Source organism: Thalassotalea nanhaiensis (assembly GCF_031583575.1).
Lineage (GTDB): Bacteria > Pseudomonadota > Gammaproteobacteria > Enterobacterales > Alteromonadaceae > Thalassotalea_A > Thalassotalea_A nanhaiensis.
The window spans coordinates 2,453,990-2,476,864 of sequence record NZ_CP134146.1 but is presented as its reverse complement, the minus strand read 5'-3'; the positions used below and the strand labels follow the sequence as shown (position 1 = coordinate 2,476,864).

The 22,875-nt window shown below is 39.2% G+C and carries 8 protein-coding genes; all 8 read left to right on the top strand.

Going from position 1 to position 22,875, the window contains the following annotated elements; translation table 11 throughout:
- The first annotated feature begins 36 nt into the window (after positions 1 to 36).
- The 8 genes from RI845_RS10865 to RI845_RS10830 all read left to right on the top strand — a co-directional run bounded on the left by RI845_RS10865 (position 37) and on the right by RI845_RS10830 (position 22,804).
- A complete protein-coding gene (locus tag RI845_RS10865; RefSeq protein ID WP_348386193.1) occupies positions 37 to 1,056 on the top strand; it encodes an AraC family transcriptional regulator in 1,020 nt (339 codons plus the stop codon).
- 180 nt (positions 1,057 to 1,236) lie between these two features.
- Positions 1,237 to 3,588: a reprolysin-like metallopeptidase gene (locus RI845_RS10860; protein ID WP_348386192.1), complete on the top strand. Its 2,352-nt coding sequence runs from the start codon at positions 1,237 to 1,239 to the stop codon at positions 3,586 to 3,588.
- A gap of 394 nt (positions 3,589 to 3,982) precedes the next feature.
- Positions 3,983 to 6,115 (top strand): winged helix-turn-helix domain-containing protein, encoded by a 2,133-nt coding sequence (locus RI845_RS10855; RefSeq protein WP_348386191.1) that lies wholly within the window; start codon positions 3,983 to 3,985, stop codon positions 6,113 to 6,115.
- A gap of 655 nt (positions 6,116 to 6,770) precedes the next feature.
- A complete protein-coding gene (locus tag RI845_RS10850; RefSeq protein WP_348386190.1) occupies positions 6,771 to 11,036 on the top strand; it encodes a S8 family serine peptidase in 4,266 nt (1,421 codons plus the stop codon).
- 24 nt (positions 11,037 to 11,060) lie between these two features.
- Positions 11,061 to 15,656: a S8 family serine peptidase gene (locus tag RI845_RS10845; RefSeq protein ID WP_348386189.1), complete on the top strand. Its 4,596-nt coding sequence runs from the start codon at positions 11,061 to 11,063 to the stop codon at positions 15,654 to 15,656.
- A 90-nt stretch (positions 15,657 to 15,746) separates the two neighbouring features.
- Positions 15,747 to 18,833: a TonB-dependent receptor domain-containing protein gene (locus RI845_RS10840; RefSeq protein ID WP_348386188.1), complete on the top strand. Its 3,087-nt coding sequence runs from the start codon at positions 15,747 to 15,749 to the stop codon at positions 18,831 to 18,833.
- A 90-nt stretch (positions 18,834 to 18,923) separates the two neighbouring features.
- Complete coding sequence (locus RI845_RS10835) at positions 18,924 to 22,166, top strand: leucine-rich repeat domain-containing protein (protein ID WP_348386187.1); 3,243 nt, start codon at positions 18,924 to 18,926, stop codon at positions 22,164 to 22,166.
- Between the two features lie 455 nt (positions 22,167 to 22,621).
- Positions 22,622 to 22,804 carry a hypothetical protein gene (locus RI845_RS10830; RefSeq protein ID WP_348386186.1) on the top strand — a complete coding sequence of 61 codons (183 nt, stop codon included), beginning with the start codon at positions 22,622 to 22,624 and terminating at the stop codon, positions 22,802 to 22,804.
- Positions 22,805 to 22,875 lie beyond the last annotated feature (71 nt).

The window sequence follows — 22,875 nt, the reverse complement described above, 5'->3', positions numbered from 1 at the left end:
AATATCTTAAATACTAGCTCTAGGTCTTTTGTATCAATGGCAAACATATCTCCAAGTAGTTTTTATGGAAATGCCGCAACGATTTGTCAGGCATTAAAATCATCTAATATAGACGCTAACGCAATATTAGCCCATGCCGGTATAAATCTTAGCGAATATAAATCGGGTATGAACCGAGTACCACACGAATTAATGAATAATTTGATTCGTTTGAGTGTCGAGGCTACTGATCCAACGATAAGCTTTAAATGTGTAGAGTTTTTAAGCCCGGCTAGTTACCACGCACTTGGCGTTGGCTTGCTATATAGCGATACGCTTAGATCTTTTTGTCAACGCTATCAACGTTATTTTGGTTTGATTTCAACATTACTTGAAGTTGAATACACAGAGACTATGGGCTCTGCATGTTTAACGAGTATTGAGTGTGATAGTAATTGCCAAATAGTGAAAAACTTTGATTCAGATACCTTTGCTGCTATCACATTAAAGTTTGCCAGATTGATCAGCGGTCCAGAATATAATTTGAAAAAAATATCGTTGATTTGGACTCCGCCAGAAGAGATCAGACAACAATATTACGATCACTTTAATTGTGAAATTGAATTTGGCGCGGAAAAAACCAAAGTGTGCTTCGATGTAGCTGACCTTGATAAAGAGCTACCTGCGTCTAATCTTGAGCTTGCTCGTGAAAGCGACAAAACAGTTACCGAGTTCCTAGAAAAAACTGCTAAAGTCGATTTAAAATCACGAGTTGTGGCGAAACTTATTGAATTTCTACCGTCCGGTGATTGTTCACGTGAACGTGTTGCCATGTCATTACATATGACGGCAAGCACCTTCCATAATAAGTTAAAACAGGAAGGCACGAATTATCAGGACTTACTCGATCAAATCCGCCAGGAGTTAGCCGAGCAATATATTGGTAAAGATGGCTTATCTATGGCTGAAGCTACATATTTACTTGGCTTTACTGACTGTAGTAACTTTTCCCGCGCGTTCAAACGCTGGGTAGGAATGTCGCCAAGAGACTATCGAAATTCATTAGAAAATAAGTAATAAAACTTCATTATGAATAGCCCAATCATATCGTTGATTGGGCTTTTTTGTTTTTGGGCATGAAAAATCAATAAATTAACTTTAGATTAAACTTTATTGACTGGTAATTTTGGGAGTATTCTGTAAACATCCGCTATTGCCATCACCACATTAATTTGCAATGGAAAAGTTGTCTGTCTTATGAAAAAAATTTTAGTTTCTATAGCTGCACTGTTAACAACTGTGATCACAACTGCTCGTGCGCAAACACCAGTGTCGGCACCAATATGGTCTGATGTTGATAACAATATATCTCAGTTACAGTATCGAAACAGCGAGGTTACTGACAAAAGTAATATGAAAGCAAAAGTCTTTCGTAACTTGTCTGCTGACTTTCACCTGCTAAATCAGCAAATGCAACAATCAAAGTTATCGGTAGAAGTCCCTTTACCAAATGGTGAAACAGTGTTGTTTGACCTGAATGAAAATGCCGTTTTACCAAAAGCTTTAGCAAAAAAATATCCCTCTATAAGAACCTTCACCGGAGTACAGAAAAATAATCCAGCACATACTGGTCGCTTTGATATTACGCCTCAAGGTTTCCATGGTTTATTTAACTATCAAGGTAAAACAGTATTCATTGATCCACAGTTTAAAAATGATCAGTTTCAATATGCAAGTTATTACAAAAGTGACGCACAATCGTTAACTGTTCAAGCGACAGATATTGCCACAAAAGTTAAATCTGTGAATAAATTATTATCGGCTAAATCCGCGAGTGGCCTTCCGATTAATAAAACTTATAGGATAGCCTTTGCTACCACAGGGGAGTACAGTGAGTTTCATGGTGGTACTAAAGAGTTAGTCCTTGCCGCATTGGCAACATTAACTAATCGAATGAATGAAGTATTCCAACGAGACTTAGCTATCAGCTTACAGTTAATTGCTGAATCTGAAGCGGTAATATTCCTTGACGCAAATAGCGATCCGTTCGCTAATAATGATAACGATGTTTACCAAAATGCAGTGGTGTTACAGCAATACGTTGGCAATGATAAATTTGATATAGGTCACCTGGTTACCACTGGTGCCGGCGGTCTGGCGGGTGTTGGTGTTGCATGTGACAATGATCTAGTCGATGAAGGTGATATCAACTCTGGTGTTTGGAAAGCGTTAGGCGTTACTGGTAGTCCAGCCCCATCAAACGATAGTTTTTATATCGATTTTGTCGCCCATGAACTAGGGCACCAGTTTGGCGCAGAGCACAGTTTCAATGCCTTAAGTGGTGCTTGTTCGGGCAATCGGTGGCAGTCATCAGCGTTCGAACCCGGTAGTGGCTCTACCATTATGGCTTATACAGGTATATGTGGCGAAGCAAACTTACAAAGCAATTCTGATGATTATTTTCATATCGAATCAATTAAGGAGATGACAGAGTATTTAACCAACGACCCGTGGGGAATAGGGCAAAGCTGTGGTGTGACTTTTGATAATGGCAATACTGCGCCAGAGGTTGATGCTGGCATTGACTATCAAATACCTGCGAACAGTCCATTTAGGTTAACTGCCACCGCAACCGACAAGAACAGTGATGAACTGACCTATACATGGGAGCAAGTGGATTTGGGAGAAGCGTCCTTCGATCTTGAAACTATGGTAGATGATAGTAGTAGGCCTATTTTCAGATCCTTTAAACCAACTAGCATACCATATAGAGTATTTCCGCAACTTGAGAGCATTCTATCTGGAGAGTTAATGGTTGGCGAAAATTATCCCACGACCACCCGTCAGTTAAATTTTAAAGTAACAGCGCGAGATAATCGTGGTGGTGTTAGTTGGGATCAAATGATGATTTCTGTGAACGCAGAAGCAGGCCCTTTCATCATTACCCAACCGATAGCAGGTGAGTTTTGGAAAAATGAAGTTGAAAGTAAACTACAGTGGGACGTAGCAAATACAGATTTAGCTCCAATAAACTGTAAAACGGTTGATATTAGTTTTTCTTCTGATGGCGGTGACAATTTTGATTTAATACTTGCCCAAAATACTGAGAATGATGGTGAACAGCTTATTTCCACCCCTGTTGTAGATACAACAACGGCTCGCTTAAAAATATCCTGTAATGATAATATATTTTTCACCATTTCTGATGAATTCCAAGTTCTCACCCCTCCTATAGCAAATGATGATGCGTTCACTGTTGAATTTGAAAGTCGAAATAATACTTTTGATGTGCTCGACAATGATACGGATTTAAATCCAGATGATTCATTGTTTATAACCTCTGTAAGTTATGATGGCCAAGGAACGGTTGCTATAGTTAACAACACACTCGTCTATTCGGCTCCTAATAATTACGATGGCATAGACCGAGTGCACTATCAAGTTGCGGATGCATCAGGGTATCAAGCTAGCGCACAAGTAATAATCACAATTAAGCCAAAAACTAAATCCAAATCCAGCGGTGGCAGTTTATTCAGCCTCAATGCTCTCGCTCTGCTTTGGCTGATACGTAGAAAACATAAAATTAAAAGGAAATTTTATATTGTTTAAATCAACCTGCAAAAGTAAACAATGGTCAATTGATAATTTTCCATTGTCCACTATTTTGTAAATATAATGTTACGAAAGCTTGCCTGAATTTTAACTACTTTAGCGAGATACTTTTATTTAATTAGTACTCTGTTCATAAATTTACATCGATCGATTATCTATAGCCATGTTAAATATATGTTAATCGCAAAGTGTTACTCCAATTTACATCCAATATTTTCATATTTGTTAAATTTACTTCTTTTAAAACAATGACTTGATTTCTTTATGAAATTATTAGAGGTCTATTGTTTAAATTCTTGGTTGATTTTTTTAATCATATAGCCATATGTTTTAGACATTTTGATATCTTGTTATCGGTAAAAACTTGTTATTTTAAGTTAATGAAAGTTAAATGAAATCGATTTTTCGCAGAGGCTATGTAAACTTTATGATTGAAGTACCATCTCGTAAGTACAGTATCGGTCGTTGGCAGGTAGACTGTCGAAAAATGACCATTGCCAATGAGCAAGAATCAGTACAGCTTTCAGCGAAAGTTTTTGATTTACTGAAACTTTTTATAGTAAGCCCTGATCATATTGTCAGTAAAGATGAAGCCATTGAAAAGGTTTGGTTGAATAACGAAGGCGTTGGTAAAACAGGTTTCCCTAATGCTGTTTGGTTTCTTCGCAAAGTATTTACCGATTTAGGCGCTGATACTGACGAAGTATTCGTGACTATTCAAAAAGTTGGCTATCAGCTTATTATATCTCCAGAGCCTGTTGAAGAAGAGAAGGTCAAAAATCTAAATCCTAGCAAAAGAGTGATGCCAGCATATATAGCTACAGCAGCGGTATTAGTTGTAGCCGCAGGAGTTTATGCGTTTCTACCAAATAAACTTCAATCGACAAAAAGTGTAGTTAAAGTTAAAACTGAAGTTAAACATATTACTAATTTTGAGGGAGTTGAAGAGCAGCCCGCGATCAGTCCTAACGGTCAGTTGATGGCTTTTCAATGGCGCCAAGAAAGAAAACATAGCCAAATATATATTAAAGATTTAACCGACAATGAAGCAGAACTGCGACTGGTCACTCGTAGTGATGCTGAAGAAATAACCCCAGTTTGGTCACCAGATGGTCAATCATTAGCGTATATCAGGATTTATGACAATGGTGATTGTCAGGTAAGACGCTATCATCTTATCTCAAATAGGGACAAGCTGATCGCGAATGGGTGTAGTCAAGACAAGTTTAACCATGGTCTTGATTGGAGCAGTGATGGTAAATACATCGCTTACCCTAAAGTGTTAAAAGGCAGGGTCGCAATATTTCGCTACGATATAGCTGAACAGACCAGTCATCAGCTGACTTACCCTAAATTAAACCAATCTGATTCTTTGGTGGTTTTTATTGATAATAATGAAAAAATAGCGATTATACGTAAAGACAACTTGCAATCGCAGTTGATAACTTTGGACGTTGAAGCCCCGGTTCAATCGGCGAGCAAAAATAACGAGCGTATTTTACTTACCGATGATAATACTATGATTGGTTTGGCTTGGGATGAGAGCAATAGACAAATTATTATCACAAAGCCTAAGCAAGGGCAGTTTGTTATCGAAGCATTAAGTCTTGATAGTAATGAATTAGTCATGCTTAATAGCTCGCCAACTCCTGGCAGTGTTGCTATAAACAAAGCAACAGGAGAACTGTTTTTTTCACGCCATACCTCAAGTGAGTTTATTGAAGAAAAATCGTTAGACACTGGAAGTACGTTACGCCGTGTTGCTTCATCTTCAAGAGATTTGTACGGCCAATATATTAATGCAGATGACAGTGTTTTATTTGTATCGAATCGCTCTGGTAATTGGGAGTTATGGCTAAGACAGAAGTTTGTTTCTAAGCAACTAACCGAAAATATTGGCTTACCTTTTGTGCCAACGACTTCACCTTCAGGCAAGCAATTTGCTGTTGTGTTAAAACAGCCTGGCGAAGCAGCAAGTCAGTTGTTTTTAGGTAGCTTACCCGATGGTAATTTAAGCAAAATAGATAATCTCCCAATGAAGGTGGCTCACCCGTACTGGTCATTATCTGAAGACGCGTTTTATTTTTCAGGTATAACAGAGAAAAAGCAAGGGATTTATCGCTATAACATTGCTGACAAAACTATTGATGAAATTACTCACACCGGCGAAAGTTTTGCTGTCGAAGGTGCTGACGGTAATTTATATGTCAGCAGAAAAAATGAATCAGGGATCTGGCAATTTAACTTAAATACCAAGCAATTCACTAAAGTAGTAGATAAACTTTCCGCTCGAGATTTTGGTAACTTTTTTTGGATGGATGATGCGTTTTATTATATCGAGCGCAGTGATGCAAACGATCGAATAAAGCAACTAAATATGAACGGTGAAGACAAGGTAGTTATATCGTTACCTGCAACGTCAATACGTAATTACCGTGGTATATCTCCAACCCAGAACCAGTCAATATTGATTAGTTTACACGGGGTTAATGATGCCGATATATATGCTATGTTGCTTGATTGACCGTCTACTAAATCGAACTTAAAAATAAATTATTTGAGTTATCACAACTCAGTCTTTATTAAATAAACCCCGTTGTAGTAAATGGGGTTTACTTTTATAAAGTGATCAACATCCTTTCAGCCGTTTATTAATCATCAGTAAGATAAACTACCAATCTCCTAATTTGACGACCTTAGCGATGGATACTCTTTCTTCGTTAATCATTCTCAATAAGTATCACAAGTGTTAGTTATAGCACATATTCAAGTGTGAACTTTGACAGCCCCTAAATTCAAAATACAGCAATAAGTAATTGCAAAATCTACCTTTGTTAATCTTGTGTAAACCCCTGGTTTACAGGGGTTTAATTCAAACATGTATTCAACTAAGTGACATTTAAAGTTACTTATATGACATCTGGAAATTGTTAAATTTTGTTAATCTTTGGGTGAGATTGTTATCGGAACAAATTCTTTCAAAGCATTGTGATTAAAGGTTTTGGATAAAAATAAGATGTTAATTCAACGCTAATTGGAACTCTGATTGATTGAATGGAAATTTTAACTCTTGTATTTATATCTGCCAATAAATTCACCCATGTACAACAGCTTCAAAATTTTATGATTCCAAATGAATCTTAAATTTAGAACATTTTAAATTAATTAAAGAGGACACTATGATTTTTAAATCATCCGCTGTCGCAATTTTAGTTTCAGCATTATTATCAAATAGTGCTAATGCCGTCGTAAATAATGGCAAACTAGATAGTGCTAATACCGACAGTGTTAGTTCACACCTAGCTAACACAAACGAAGAATTAGGGGTATACAATATTACTCTAGCTCAAGCTGGAGCAATAGACAGCAAATATGCTGTATACGGTGCTGGTCGAAGCGCTGTTATAAACGAAATCACTGAACAACAAACTCAATTAATTGCGAGCATTCAAGCCGAAGACCCTAACGCGATTGTGACCAGACAGCTACGAATCGTTACTAGCATGCTCACCATGCAAATGAGTAAAGCAACCGCTGACAAAGTTCGTCATTTTTCTGACGTTGATTCTGTAATTAAGGATGAAAATGCCACCTTGGTAGAAGCTAATTCATTAGCAGCCAAAGAGTCGCCATATCGGTACTTAAAAGTGAATGACCCAGGAGACAATCCGGTGGTTGCTCTTATTGGCCAAGGTGTTGATTATACTCATGCACAACTTGGTGGTAGCGGTAAGCAAGCTGATTATGTGACTGCATATTATGACCGTGATGCAGTGTCTGATTTATTTCCAAACCAAACCGTTATTGGCGGCTTCGACTTTTCCTCTTCTCGTGGCGGCTTTGATTATAACCCGATTGAATTTTTTGCCGACATCGAAATTGAAGTCGATGGGGTAGAGTACGGCTATCAGGCCGGAGTTGGCACCGTCACCGCATCTATGATTTTAAATGCAGCGCCTTCAGCGAAAATACTTAGTTATAAAGTCCATGGTGTAAATAACTCAGGCTCTGGAATTTTAAGAGAGTCAAAAGAAAGCCTATACGAAGCATTCGAAATGGTTATGGATCCCAACCTAGACGGTGATATGTCTGATGCTGCCGATATTTTATTATTAGATGTAAACACTCTGGGCTGGTTAGGTTTTTGGGACGAAAACCATACTGGCGGTAGTTTAGATATTAAAATATTACGTGCCATTGCTGCTACCGGCACCCTAGTGGTGACTCCTGCAGGGGACAATGGTCAATTTGAAACGTATTACAGCGTGGCTCCACGCGGTATGGTGCCAGAAGGAATTTCAGTCGGTTTTGTTGATAAAGATGTCGATAATGTTGGTGAATACATTATTAACGAACACAGTCCAATAGGGCCTAATCGTGGTCAATCAAATATAAAACCTGAAGTTGTTGCATTATCATCTGACGCTTATGGCGCAATTATTAATTCTGGTAACTACAGCGATAAAGTTGAACCTAACAATTTATACGGCGCAGCAAGAGTTGCAGGGGTGGCTGCTAATTTAATGAAGCGTTACCCACAGCTTAACGCCCATGAAATTAAAGCGATGATCACCAATACCGGTGAGTATGATGTTGCTAATGCCTGGGGAATTGCCCAATTAGGCGGTGGCCGCTTAAACCCTGTGGCCGCTAATGGCACGCCAGTGTTAATGTATGACAAAGCAACGCTGCAACCGACTATTAATTTAGGTCAGGTTGCTGTGCAAGGCGAAGCCGGATTTACTAAAGAATTAGTCATTAAAAACGTTTCTGATAAAGAAGAAACGTATTATTTGTCAAATGTTATTCATGATGCGAAAAGTGTGGAAGACTCGTATCGACCGAATAATGCCGCCATTAGTGTGCTCATGCCTTCACACGTAACGATACCAGCTAATTCAGAAATCACTGTCGGCGTTACCTTTAATATTGATGGCAGTAAGTTAAGCCCTATATCGATTCAGGAAAGTGCGGATTACACACTTGAAAATTGGGATCAATATGCATTAGATGGCTACATCCAATTTTCTCACGAACGTAGTAAAACTAAAAATATTCAAATGCCCTGGTTAGCTATGCCTAATCAAACTAGTCCATTCAGTGTTGATATGGAAACTTCTGTTTTTGATACTTTTTTCAAAAAAGAAACCTATGACAAAATAGGCATAGAAGAAAGAGTGCCACCGTTTAGAAGTGACTGGAAAAATGCCACTTATTTTGACATTACCCAATCTTATAATCAGGTTGATATTAAAAATGAATCAAGTGTTGCGCAAGAGCTTTATGCCATGCCTACCATTTACTATTCAGCCAGTAAACCTGCCGACAAAGTAAATTCCGGTGGCAACATTATTAAAGCAGTTTCTGGTGGTGTTTATCCACAAGAGCAATGCAGTGTTTCAAACAAGCAACTAAGTGTTGCCGTTACTATGTTTGAGCCAATGCAAGTACCAGTATCTAAGTATATGGATCGTATTGGTGAAAAGTTAGTGGTGTTAAAGCTTTATAACCAAGAAGCACTGCTTGCGGCTGATAATGTATATCCGCAAGAAGGCTCAATTGTTAATAGTCAATTACGTTATAAAACACCGGTTGAGTTAGCTGCTGTTAGAAATGAACAGCAAAGAATTACCGAGCTTTTTGTATCTTTTGATTCAATTGATGAAGGCGAAGATGGACTGCGCGATGGTATCGATGACTCTTTAAAGCCACTTACTTTAGAAACGTTTTATATTGATTACAAATATGCCTATGACTTAGATGCCCCACAAAAACGTCTAAAAACATCGACATTACCTACTATTGTTTCTCCAGGTGGTGATACGGTGATCATGAATATCTGTTTAGAAGATTTATATCATGGACCACACATTGGCTACGGTGTTACCCCGATAGAATCGGATTTCACCATAAATGAGCAAACCTTTAATGAAAATATTGGTTTTCAGTTTATTACTGATAGACAGAGTTTACCGACTATCGGCGATAACTTGCTTATTCATAATTTCAAATATGGCGGCTTATTCGAGCAAGAACTTGATAATGCCCTTGACGAAGAAATTATTGAAGACATCTGTGAAGACGAAGATTACAGTGAAGATTTTATTGAAGTACATGACTCTAATGGTAACTGTATTAGAGAGTTTACTGAAAATCAGCCGATAGTAAGCTTACCTATTTACTTTGGCCTTAGCGAAACAAGCTTTACCAACTTTTGTGATATTAAAACGTTAAGTCCTTTACGTTATACCTGTACGGTAACGCACCCTCGTTTTGTTGAAGATATCTCATTTACATCACCAGTAGGGGCACCATGGCCCGGTGGTGAAGGCCCAACTACGGCTAATTTAATGTGTAATCTACCAAAAGAGAGTACTTACGCAACATGTTACCCGGATAACTTAAAAGGTGAGCATAGCCAAACCGATTATATCAAAATGATCGAGTTTGCTGATGTACTAAAAGCGCCAATTAAGCAAACAATGTTTGGCGAAGGTAATTACTCATTATTAACTGGCTCTGTTATAAAAATTGCGCATGCTGATGATAGTAAAGATGCAGATGAACTAACTTGGCAAGATAAGCTTACTGTTGCTCCAGGTGAAAGAGCGACTGTTGCCCAGCTTGTGCAAGAAGAGTGTGGTGGTCAGATTGTTGATTTAGGTTTGGACAACTGTATTGGCAAGTCGTCAGTGTTTAGTCCTGCCAGTGGTTATTTCAAATTTTTAGACTGGAATGCGCCATTACCAACCATTAAAGATAACCAAAGTTTTACCATTAGTGAAGATGCACAAAATGGTGACTTTGTTGGCCAGGTTCAGTTTGGTGGAGACCGATTACAACAAAGTAAAAACTCGCGCATGCGCTTAATGAGTAGCGATGTTGGTGCACCATTTCAGATGGATGAATTTGGTGTAATCACTGTTCGCGACGCATCAATTCTGAACTATGAAGCAAAGACCCAATACCAAATCAAAATACAGGCGTACATGAATTACCTTAATGGTGATATCACTACGGTGAATATCGGCTTATCGAACGCCAATGACAATGCACCGCAGCAGGTTTCTGGTTTACCTGTTATTGCAGCTAAAGTTGGCCAAGAAATTGAAAGCGTTTCTTTAGCATCACACTTTACCGATCTTGATGGCGGTAAGATTATCTTTAGTTCAAATGAATTACCAGCAGGGTTATCGCTTAGCCAAGCAGGTACGTTATCAGGTACACCAAATGTGGCAGGGCAGTTCTTCTCAACATTATTGGTTTCTGACGATATTCATACTTATCAAGCATCACTTGAATTGAACATTACCAATGAAAATTCTGAAGCTGAAGAAGAAAGAAATTCATCCTCTTCAGGCGGTAGCACCTCATTTACTTTCATCTTGTTAATGATTTTGGCCAGCCAACGTCGTTTAGCTCAAAGATTAAAGAAAAGTGCTTAGGCACTTTTCAAAAAGGATATAAAAGTGAAATTACATTTAAATAAATTAATGCTGGCTTTGTCTATTTCTGCTGCAGGCGCGAATGCTGCATCAAATAGCTTAATAGACAACGATGGTCAGACTTATATTCCACTAAATCAAACGGTTTTTACCAAAGATTTACTCACTCAAAAGAAATCACTCGCTGGTATCGACAGCTACATGGTCTTATTAGAAGACGATGCTTTAGCCATGTATAAAGGCGGCGTCGATGGTTTATCAGCAACGAATGTAGTAGCCAGTAAAGGCACAAATATTGATGCCCGCGGTAAGCTTAATACTAAGAGTTTAGCGTCAAAGCAATATAAAAACTTTTTATCTGGCAAACAGGCTGAAATGCAATTGCATATTGGTTTGCGCTTAAAGCGCGAGCTGGATGTTGAATTTGAATTTACCTCTGTTTTAAACGGTTTTACCACCGAGCTTAATGCAACTGAAGCATTACTAGTCAAAGGTATGCCAGGTGTACGCTCAATCGAGAAACTTGAAATGCAAGCCATGGACACAGATTCTGGCCCTGCATTTACTGGTGCGGATAATGTCTGGCAGCAAACTAATACATACGTAGATGCCAATGGCGACAGTATCAGCATGGGCGAGGGCGCAGTTGTTGCTGTTATTGACTCAGGTATTTCGTCTTATCATGAACTGGTAAGGGATATTACCGATACTGAAAACTTACCACCATTTAACCCGTCATTTGCTGGCGAGGTTGAAGAGTTTGAATTTGACTCCGATGGTAATTTTGTTGTTGATGAAGAAGGTAATAAAGTAAGTACAACTTACACTTTTACCAACCCTATTCCAAACCCAAACAGTGCATCAGGTTACTACGGAGATTGTGCTACGCAGCCAAACTGGTGTAGTGAAAAGCTCATTGGTGTTATGGGCATAGGTGCTTTTGCCGACGATAGTGTATCTCATGATCACATAATTGAAGAAAATGGTGATGTGACTTTTGTTCACTCAAGATGGGCAACAGGTCAAGACTTTACTGGTCATGGTACTCACGTAGCCTCAACCGCAGCAGGTAACTTTGTTTACAACATACAAGCAGAAGTTGAAACCGGGCAACGCGATCACGTTACTTTAATGGCTAACTTTGAAGAAGAATTAGAGCAAAGAGCTATTGAAGGTAGAGAAAATCATGAAAATAAAAACAGCTATAACGACTTTAAAGAATCGTTTGTTTATGACCGTATAGCCGGTGTGGCACCACATGCAAATATAATATCTTATCAAGTGTGTGGTGGTACAAATGGCGGTTGTTTCCCAGGTTATGCTGCTGTAGCTCTTGAGCATGCCTTTAATATTGGAGTTGACGCGGTTAACTATTCCGTTAGTGGACCGGCAACATCTCCTTGGTACAGTTGGCAGGCATTAGCGTTTTTAGGTGCTCGTCAAAATGGAATGCATGTATCTGCTTCTGCCGGTAACACCGGTGCATATGGCTGGGGCACGGTACGTACCCCTGCAAATGCTCCTTGGCTTACCAGCGTTGGCTCGGCGTCATCCGATCGAGGTTTTGATAAAAAAATTGCGACATTATTTGGTGGTAATACTTTGGTCGTTAATCACGTTGCTAAAGATGACTTAGATAAGCCAGAGTGGCAGCAATACATCGATTTATCAGGAGTTTTAGTTGGTGAAGCGGGTACATTAGGCCTTGCTGAAACCGATCTTGTTCTGGCTAGTAATGCAGAAGTGAGCAATGCCGAAGATGATTGGGGGATTGCCGGTGGTTGTGGCCCAAGAACGTTAAAGCCCGAAATAGTTGCTGGTAAAGTTGTGGTTTGTAAGCGTGGTGGCGGTAATGGAGAAGGCCCTATTGCTCGTTTAACCAAAGGTGTAGAAGCACACTTTGCTGGTGCTGCTGGAATGATTTTAATTAATACTAAAAATGGTAGTGAAAGCGTAATTGCCGATCAACATGTATTGCCGGCGCTGCACTTAAACTATAAAAACGGTAAACAGCTTGTCGAATGGTTAGCCGAAGGCAAAGATCATAAAATTGCCCTTAGCGACTCTAAAGCTCGATCAAATCCAACCAGAGCAAACTTTCCAAGTGTTTTCTCATCACGTGGTCCAGATATTTTCTCTAAAGATTATTTGATCCCTTCAATTACCGGTCCAGGTCAAACCATTATAGCCTCAGGTTTAGGCCCAAACATGATGCGTTACAAATCTAACTCTGTAACCAGTGGCTCGAAATGGGAATATAAAAGCGGTACGTCAATGTCTACACCTCATATGACTGGTATTTACGCAATTATTGCTGGTGTACAAAATGCTAAGGAAGTTGAGGAAGAACGCTGGACGCCAGCAGAAGCGCAATCAGCGGTTATGTTAACTGCAGCAACAACCGTTCGTGTATGGAATGGCGAGTTTGATCAAGACAACAATGAAGTATTCGATCCAGCATCATTCCATATGCAAGGCTCGGGGTTAATGCGTGTAGATTATGCGCTTAAGGCTGGTTTAGTTATGCCAATTACGCGTGATGAATATTTAGCTGCTGATCCATACGGTGATGCTGCCTATCAGGAACTGCCGGATGATCAGGGATTACCTGGTGAAAGTGACAAAGGTGATGAGATGGAACTTCCTTATCCTGTCGATGAGTATGGGGATAAAATTTTAGCACCACATGGCTGGCATGGTAAAACCCATCGTTTAAATCTGGCAAGCTTATCTAAAGGCGACTGTTTAGCCGCTTGTGGCTGGGTTCGTACCTTTAAAGCCGTAAAGGATGCTACCTACGATATATCTTATTCTTACGGTAACAAAGGCATGGTATTAAATACTTATGTTGTCGATGAAAGTGTAGAAGGTCTAGTACTAACCCCACGAGAAGAAGATGAAATTAAAACGGTAGAGCTTGCAGGGGCTGAAATTAATACTCTTTCAGTAAAAGCAGGGCAAACCTATAAATTATACTTTACCGCAACCGTTAATGATGAACTTGATGCACTTTGGTCAAATGGTCGTATTCACTTCAAATCAAGCGATAGCAACATTGCTGATATGAGCCTTGCCGCTGCAGTTGAATTTGTTGCTGGTACTGCGCCTGAAGCTGTGAACATTATTGCTCATCGTGATACCGGTACGGTACAAGTTAGCGACATTGTCACTATTGGTAGTAATGATTTAACCATTACAGAAAGCAGTATTACTGAAGCGTTTACTGACAAGGTATACATATCAAGAGATCAATTCCCATCTGAAGTTTATCGTGATTTAGAAGATGGTACTTATTCATACCCTTTCTATGTACCATCAACAGCGGCGCGCTTAGTGATTGAAGTACTGGATACTTCTTCACCAGATATTGACATGTATGCCATGGTTGATTCTGATGCTGACAGTGTTGTTGATACTCGTGAGCTTAGAGCTGTAACCTTTTGGGATGGATATCGTGGCGCAGATGCCAAGATAGACGTACAAAACCCAACGCCAGGTATTTATATGTTACTTATTCATAACTACGGTGACATTTTTAATGCGGTTGAAATCGGTGAAGGTGAAGCCAATCCATTACATGATCCTGCAACATTAGAAGAGCCAGATTTTGTTGAGTTCTCTATCTCAGTCGTGCGCAATGCTGACGAAGACGATGAGTCGTTAAAAGTACGCGGGCCAAGAAATGTAGCTCCAGATGTAGAGGTAAGCCTTGATTTAACTTGGAATAAAGCGATGACTAAGGGCGAGCGTTACTATGGTCAATTCCACTTAGGTACTGATGATCACCTAAGTCAGAACATTGGTACGGTTAATGTCAATATTCAACGCGGTCTGGATGATGTTCAACTAAACCTGTTATCAAACAATGAAGCAAGCTCAGAAGCTGCGTTTGAAATCATGTTCACTGCCAATAACACCGAAAAAGACATCACTTACAACATGACTGTGGACTTAACTGCAGGTACAGAACTGGTGCAATTTACTCATGAAAATGTACAAAAGGGTATAGCACTTAAATCAGCCGGTGAAGTTGTTGACTATAGCATTAACGGCAGCGAAATCACCTTTGAACATGTTATGACTGCTGGCGGTAATGCCGAGGCAGTAGCATTAGTCATTAATTATGACCATGTTGAAGGCCACACTGATGTTGCCCCGGTAGTTACTTCAATTATTAATGAGCAAGAGCATCCGAGTTATTCATACGCTGATGAAGCGATTGAAGTTGTAGGTCGCCCGGTGTTTACCACGTCTGTATCTGAACGTAACCCGAGCAAAGGCGATACCGTAGTGATCAGCGCCAGTTTAGTTGATGCGGTAATTGACAACCCTTTAATTTCATACCAATGGGCGCAAGTATCAGGCCCTAGCGTTGAATTTACGCAGTCTGGAAATGAAATCAGCTTTGTTACCCCAGGTGCTAAAAAGGAAGGGATCATCATCTTCGAGCTTACTGGTCACAATGGCGATAAACAGTCTATGCCAGTTGAAGCGAGCGTAAATGTTGAGGCGACCGATTTTGGTGGCACTACCAATGCAGCATTTATGTTAATGGCATTAACGGCGCTGTTTACGCGTCGAACAATGCTACGACAATCGAAGCTTAGAAAAACAAAATAAATACTAAAAAATAAAGGATGCTGTCGTCAGATAACTCTGGCGGCAAGCGTCGAAACAAAGATAAAAATATTATTCAGGTTGGAAACTATCGTGAAAAAATTAAGTAAATTAACTACTAGTATTCGTAGTGCATGCCTTGTCGGCTTAATCGGCAGTGTTAATGTTTACGCTGCCCAAGAGCAAGAAATTGAAAAAACAGCAGTTGATCAAGTTGAACTGCAAGAAGTTGTAGAAGACGAAGATGACGTTGAACGCATTGAAGTTACAGGCTCTCGTATTAAACAAATTGATTTTGAAGGACCAAGCCCGGTAACAGTTATCAGTGCAGCTGAATTACAAGCCAAAGGTTTTGCCACTGCGTTTGATGCCTTAAAAGATTTAACCTCAAATACCGGTACTACACAAGGCGCTGAGTCTGCTGCAACCGGTGGTTTTACCCCAAATGCACAAACAGTAAGTTTACGTGGTTTAGGTAATAACCAAGTACTTATTTTAGTGAACGGTCGCCGCATGGCTGATTACCCAAGCCCATATAATGGCCAAGGTAATTTTGTTAACTTATCAGCTATTCCTGCAGTAGCAATTGCTCGTATTGAAGTATTAAATGCAGGTGCCTCAGCTATTTACGGCTCAGATGCAGTTGCAGGGGTAATGAATATTATCACCAAAAAAGACGTTGAAGATACTACCGTTGCTATTAAAGGTGGTGTTACCACTGAAGGCGGTGGTGAAGAAGGGCGTTTTCAAATTGTTTCAGGTATTAGTGATAACAACTACAGCTTAACTGGAGCACTTGAATATCAAGTTCAAAAGAAAATTTTAGCTGCAGATCGAGACTGGATGGACAGTGTAGAAGATGGTCCAGCAGGTCATACTTATTTAGATCGCGGAATAGTGGTTGTTGACGAATTAGCTCGTTATGAAGGCTTTTATCGTAACGATGAAGAGTACTTTGATGATGAAGATGAGTTTCTTCGACCACCACGTTATATATCACCAGCAAACAGCGCCTGTCAAAATTCTGGTACCGGTTATATTCCTACAGATCGCATTGATAACGAAGGTGAAGAGAATGAGTACAACTGGGGAGATTATTGTGGCACCGATAACACCGGTACTCGAACAATTCGAAATGATCGTGAAACCGTATCGGCTTACTTAAGTGGTATTTACGACTTAACAGATGATGTTTCTGTTTTTGCTGATGTACTTTATTCATATCAGGAAGCTGAATATCGCAGCGGTTTTCATTACTTTAATGAAGAAATGATGATCAACGTTAGTGAAGACGGTACAGGTGAAAATGACAGTAACCTTTTACCATTAGAAAATGATGGTTTTGCCGGTACAGGTGTTGAAGACTGGAAATGGGTGACTCATCAGCGTTTCTTTTCTGAAGATGAAATCGGTTTTAAAGACGGTAATGTTGAAGACAGTTCATTAATGGTAAATGTTGGCCTTAAAGGCGTAGTATTTGATGAATATGATTGGGAAGTAACATTTAGCCGTAGTGACAATCAAAGTGACAGTTATTCAACGCAGTTAAAAGAAGAGCAAGTTAAAAAGTATTTCTTAGGAACACAACATGACATCAGTTTTGGTGATGCCGTGTTTCGAGGTTACGACGGCGTAAATACTATCGGTTTGTACGATCCTTTGTCTGAACAAGTTAGAGCGGATTTAGCCGGCACTCAGTGGCAAGCATCTGAGTCATATTCAAATGCCATTACTGCAGTAGTTTCAGGTGTTGCCTGGGAAATGGACCATGGTGATGCGATGTTTGCTGCCGTGCTTGAATGGAACGAGCAAGGCTATGACATGATGTTAGATGATCGTACATTAGCCAAAGAAGACGAAAATGGCTACCGTGAAGGTTGGTATAACTTAACCGGTAGTATTGGTGGTGGTGATCGTTCTCGTTACGCCGTAGGTCTTGAATTACAAATACCAGTTACCGAACAAATATTAGCCTCTTTAGCTGGCCGTTATGATGAATACGAAGATGGCACTACTGATATTGGTGGTCGTTTTACTCCGCAAGTAGGTATTAGCTATACACCAATAGATGAGGTATTGCTACGTGGTACATGGAGTACAAGCTTTAAAGCGCCAGACATGCATCGCGTTTTCGCTGAAGACGGTGGTTACTACACTACTGGTGTTGATATTGTCGGTTGTGAAATTGCTTATTATGAAGGTTTAAAAGATGAAGACGGTGAGTTCACTGATTTAGACCCAGTTAATGACAAGTTTGATTTAGATAACGCACAATGTGCTGGTCAATCAATTCGTGGTAACACTGCTGGTTCTAAAACCTTAAAAGAAGAGGAAGGTACTAGTTACGGTTTAGGTATCGTTTGGGAAGCAACTGAAGACTTAAACATCACTTTAGACTGGTACAAAATTGAAATAGAGCAACTTGTTGTTAGTGAAAGTCTGCAAGGCGTGCTGGTTAATGAATTTTACTGTCAAGACCGTAGTGATGAAGAGTTATATCCTGATTTTGCCGATCAAAATGATCGTCCGGATATCGAACCTGGCTCTGCATTTTGTCAAAACAATGATGACAAAATTACCGACGACGTTGAAGATTGGTCAGATGTTGGACCGTTCGGTCGAGAAATTAGCTCAGTATTTACTTCGCATGAAAATGCTGCCAAGCAAATGGTTGAAGGCATAGACGCTAAAGTTAACTATAAATTAGAAACCAGTTATGGTGATTTTAGACTTGACTTGGCCTGGACTCATACCCTGGATTCTAGCTATCAAGCGACAGAAGATGGCGAAGAAGTTCATACTCGCGATAAATGGTGGAACTCAACTGCTCGTTCTGTAATAAATGGCTCATTAACTTGGATGCAAGCTGATTATTCACTCACATTAAGTGGCCGTCGCATTGGCTCTACGCCAATTATGAATCCACCTCAGGAATTTGGTGATGAAAACAGTTACTACTATCAAAAAGTACAACGAGTAGACCCTTACTACACCTTTAACTTAACTGGTGGCTGGGCTGTATATAACGATTTATTTGTTTCTGCCCAAATCGTTAACTTATTTAACCCGCGCCCACCAAAAGACCAAACAGCATACAGCTGGCCATACTTTAATAGCGGTGCCTATGGTGGTGCTGCAGTAGGACGTACGGTATCTGCTGAGTTGAGTTATAGATTCTAATAATCATAGAGTAAGCCCAGATAGAGAGCAGGCAAAATGTTTGCCTGCTCAAACTAAGTTACTGTGAATAAATTAATAGTGAGAAGCCTTATGGCCAATTATAAAAATATGTTTAAGAGTTCAAGTGCCAACCTGCTAATTGCATCAGTATTGCTGAGCGGTTGTGGCGACGATAATAGCGCCGACTTAAGCGTAGAAAAGTATGCTCCAACTGTTTCAATAGAAACGAAAGCGTTATCAGTTTTTGAACGCGAAGAAGTAGTATTAAATGCCGATGCATTTGATAAAAATGGTGTAATTGTTAGCTACGAATGGACAATAATTAATCCAAATCAACCAGCAATCACGTTAGTGGGAGCGAGCACTGAACAAGTAAGTTTTACCATGCCAGACGTTACCTATGGTGATGAAAATCTTGAGTATAAAATTAGTGTAACTGTTACCGACGATGAAGGTAATACTGAGCAAGACAGCGTTAATATTTCCAATAAGCCAATTGTTGAAGAAGTTAAGCTTTATGGCCAGGTAAAATATATTATTCAGCCAATCATCACCGCTTATGTAGGCGATCAAATTATCACCATTGATGATAAAAGAAGTTATTCCGATGGTATTTATGACTTTGATCTAATCGTTGACGAAAAAAATGTTGATAAGATGGTCAAACTTGTAGTCTCCGGCCGCGAAAGTATTACCTCAAGTACAGGTTTAGTGGTACATGTTGGCCAGCAAAATGTTGAGTATGTTTCTTTGTTACCAAACATTAAGGTTTTACAAAGCCGTCATGGTGCTAATGAAGCCCTAGAAAGTTTTGAAGAGTTTGGCCTTAACATTAATGCCATGACCACTGCGCAGTTTGTGCTTGCGAGCGAGCTGGCTAAATCGCAACTGAGCGCTGGCGTTGAACCAAGTTTAGCCGATATTTACGCATTACTGCCGATATTTAATGGTGATGTAGCAGCAGCTGACGGCGGCCGTCATTATGATGCACTAACGCTAGCAGCAATAATTCATACCTTAATTAAACTAGAAGGCGAAGAAGCATTGGTTTCGTTGCCTGAGGACGTGACTACTACATTTGAGTACTTATCTAATTCACTTCTTTTATCTAATGTAGCAGCGTTGAAAACTGCAATAATAAACGAAATAGGAATAGAACGCTTCACTGAAATCGGTATTAAAATTGGTGAAGATGGTAACTACGTTAAGGTCCGTGATACCGACTTTGATGGCAAGCTTGATAATGTAGATGACGATATCGACGGCGATGGCGTTTATAATTTACCTGACTCATTGCCAAAAGATTTTGCTCCCTATGACAGTGAACGTTCAAGTCCTGTGCTTGCTGATTTATATTGGGGACCTGATGGTAAAAATGGCGGATTATTGTCATGTATAATGAAAAATGAAAGCGGCCAGTTTGGTATAGTCGCTCCTGGCGGTTCCTTTAGCGGTGCAGCAAAGGACTTTTTCGAGAAAAAACTGGTTGACCAAATCGAGATGTTGGACTGTACTACCTGGGATCCAACAGGCGATTTTGAACATCTACAGTATTTCACCGGTCTTAAAACTCTTGCGTTACCGAACACTGATGTTTCAGATATATCAGCTTGGTCACAAATGGTCGAATTAGAGTATCTTGATTTATCAAACACTAAAGTTACAGACTTTTCGGTAATTGGTAATTTTACTCAGTTAAAAACGTTAAAATTAGCAAGAAATGCTTTAACTAATATAGATGTGCTAGAGAATTTAACTAATGTTGAAGTATTAGATTTATCGGGTAATTTACTTACTAATATTGCAAAACTGGCAAACTTTAACCAATTAACTGAACTGACGTTGTCAAATAATGATTTAACTACGGTTGCTGGTATTGAATCATTTACCGGTATAACTCAGTTAAATTTAGACAATAATAACTTATCAGCTTTGCCAAGCCTGGCCGGTTTAAACGAGTTAACTGTTTTAACCGTAAATAACAATCAAATTAGTGTACTACCAGAGTTTTCAACAAGCGCGATGCTAACTGAATTGGCAATTCATCATAATGAAATTGTTGATTTAATTCCTATCGCCGGGTTTAATACACTGACGACACTGAATTTAGATCACAACAAAATTATCTCCCTTGAACCGTTGACCAGCTTTACTGAATTAACGCAATTAACAGCAAATAACAATGCAATAAATGACATTAATGTGCTGGAAAATTTAACTAAGTTAACGACGATTTCATTGAACAATAACCAAATTGATGACATTAGTGCTCTTGCTGAGTTAGAAGCCTTAACTACATTAAATTTAACCAATAACAGTATTGCTGATATTAGCGCGTTAGCTAATGTTAATATTACTGATAAGTTGCTTTTAGATACTAACTTATTAACCGATATTAGCGTCATTTTAGCCTGGATAAAGTTACCTGAATTTTTAGACCTGCGCGATAATCAAATAACCTGTGAAGATGATGCAAGTTTAAAAGAACTCGCAGATGTGGACACTATCATTAAAGATAGTGAGGGTAATATTATTGAAATTATCACTCATACATATTTCGGCGATTGTGTTGAAATTTTAATTGCAACGCATAAGCCATTTGGGGTTACAGCCTTATTAGATATTTTTGATGCGAAAGCAGTGCAAGAAGGCGGCGCCTATGAATTCTTAAATGGTAGTATGAAAGATGCATTTAATGAACGTGTATCTTGTTTGTACTATGGCCTCACTATGCATGCGCCAATTTGCTGGAATAACTCTAGTAGGGGTACTGCACTTGGCTGTTTTGCTGTTAATAATGCCGAGTTAGACGATTATCTAGCAGACCCTGATAATCACGTTAAAGTAGATGATGCAACACAAATGTTTTGTACCAGCACTTACGTGGAGGAGTTTTCTGTCGCTTTTGACTTACATAAAGAGTCTGCTGCTGCGTACCAACCAGGTCAGCCATTTGTTAATGATTTTAGCAAACGTCACATTATGACTTTGCTCAACAGTCATCACCGAGAAGTTAATATAAATGAGGAAGGTTATTCAGACCTGAATTCCTGTGCATTACAAGAAAACGGTGACTATGAATGTACTATGACCAGTAAGCGCTTTACGCAACCTGTTATCTGGACTCAAGACAGTGAACATGGAGGATTCCCAGAATGTTCTGGGTTAGCTGAAACTACCATTGCCACATGTCGTCCACGGTATATAGCTCCGGAGATATTAGAAGTCGACCCGACTAAATATGACTTCACTTTAGATATCAGTGAAGCGGCGAGAACCTACATACCCCGAGAAGAATATGTAGGAAACTGTGGTACCCACTGTAACGGATAACTTTTAAAATTCGTAATAAGTAGCAGGGCTTGCACTGGAAACAGTACAAGCCCTTTCTTATTGTCCAAATTCATAAATTCCCCATCTCCAATCTCTAGTTCTTTAAAGAAAACCAGCAGTATTATGAGCTGTTGTTAGGTCAATTATTGACTGAATTTATGTTTTTTTATTCGTATTAATTAATAAAAACCTGCAGTTAACTGAACTTGGAATCATTCTTTTTCCGTATGTAAGTGGTTGTATATTAAGGGATTTGATGATTAATGTGAATGAAATGGATTTATATTCTGACTGTAGGTTCGTTTTTTGAAGTTTACTCGATTGTAATTGTTTCTGAGGTTAGATATTCATAGTTTCGAGCTTTGATTAAAGGCATTTGTTAATAAAACAGAATCATATTCTTTTTACTTCAATGTCTTTCAAGGAATACATACGTACATTAACGGGAAACAATTATGACTACTAATGTGAAATTCAAAAGTTTAGCTACAGCAATTATCGCTGCAGTTATGCTTACCGCCTGTGGCGGCGGTGGCGGTTCGGATAGCAAGACAATAGAACCACCTCCACCTCCAGCTGAAACTAAGTTGGTTTGGGACAGTGAAAAAGCAAAGTGGGATGAAGTTGAATGGCAATAAGACTCCTAAATACTCCATCACTAAAATAACAAATAATAAAATTAATACTTATAAATTAATCTAAATAAAAT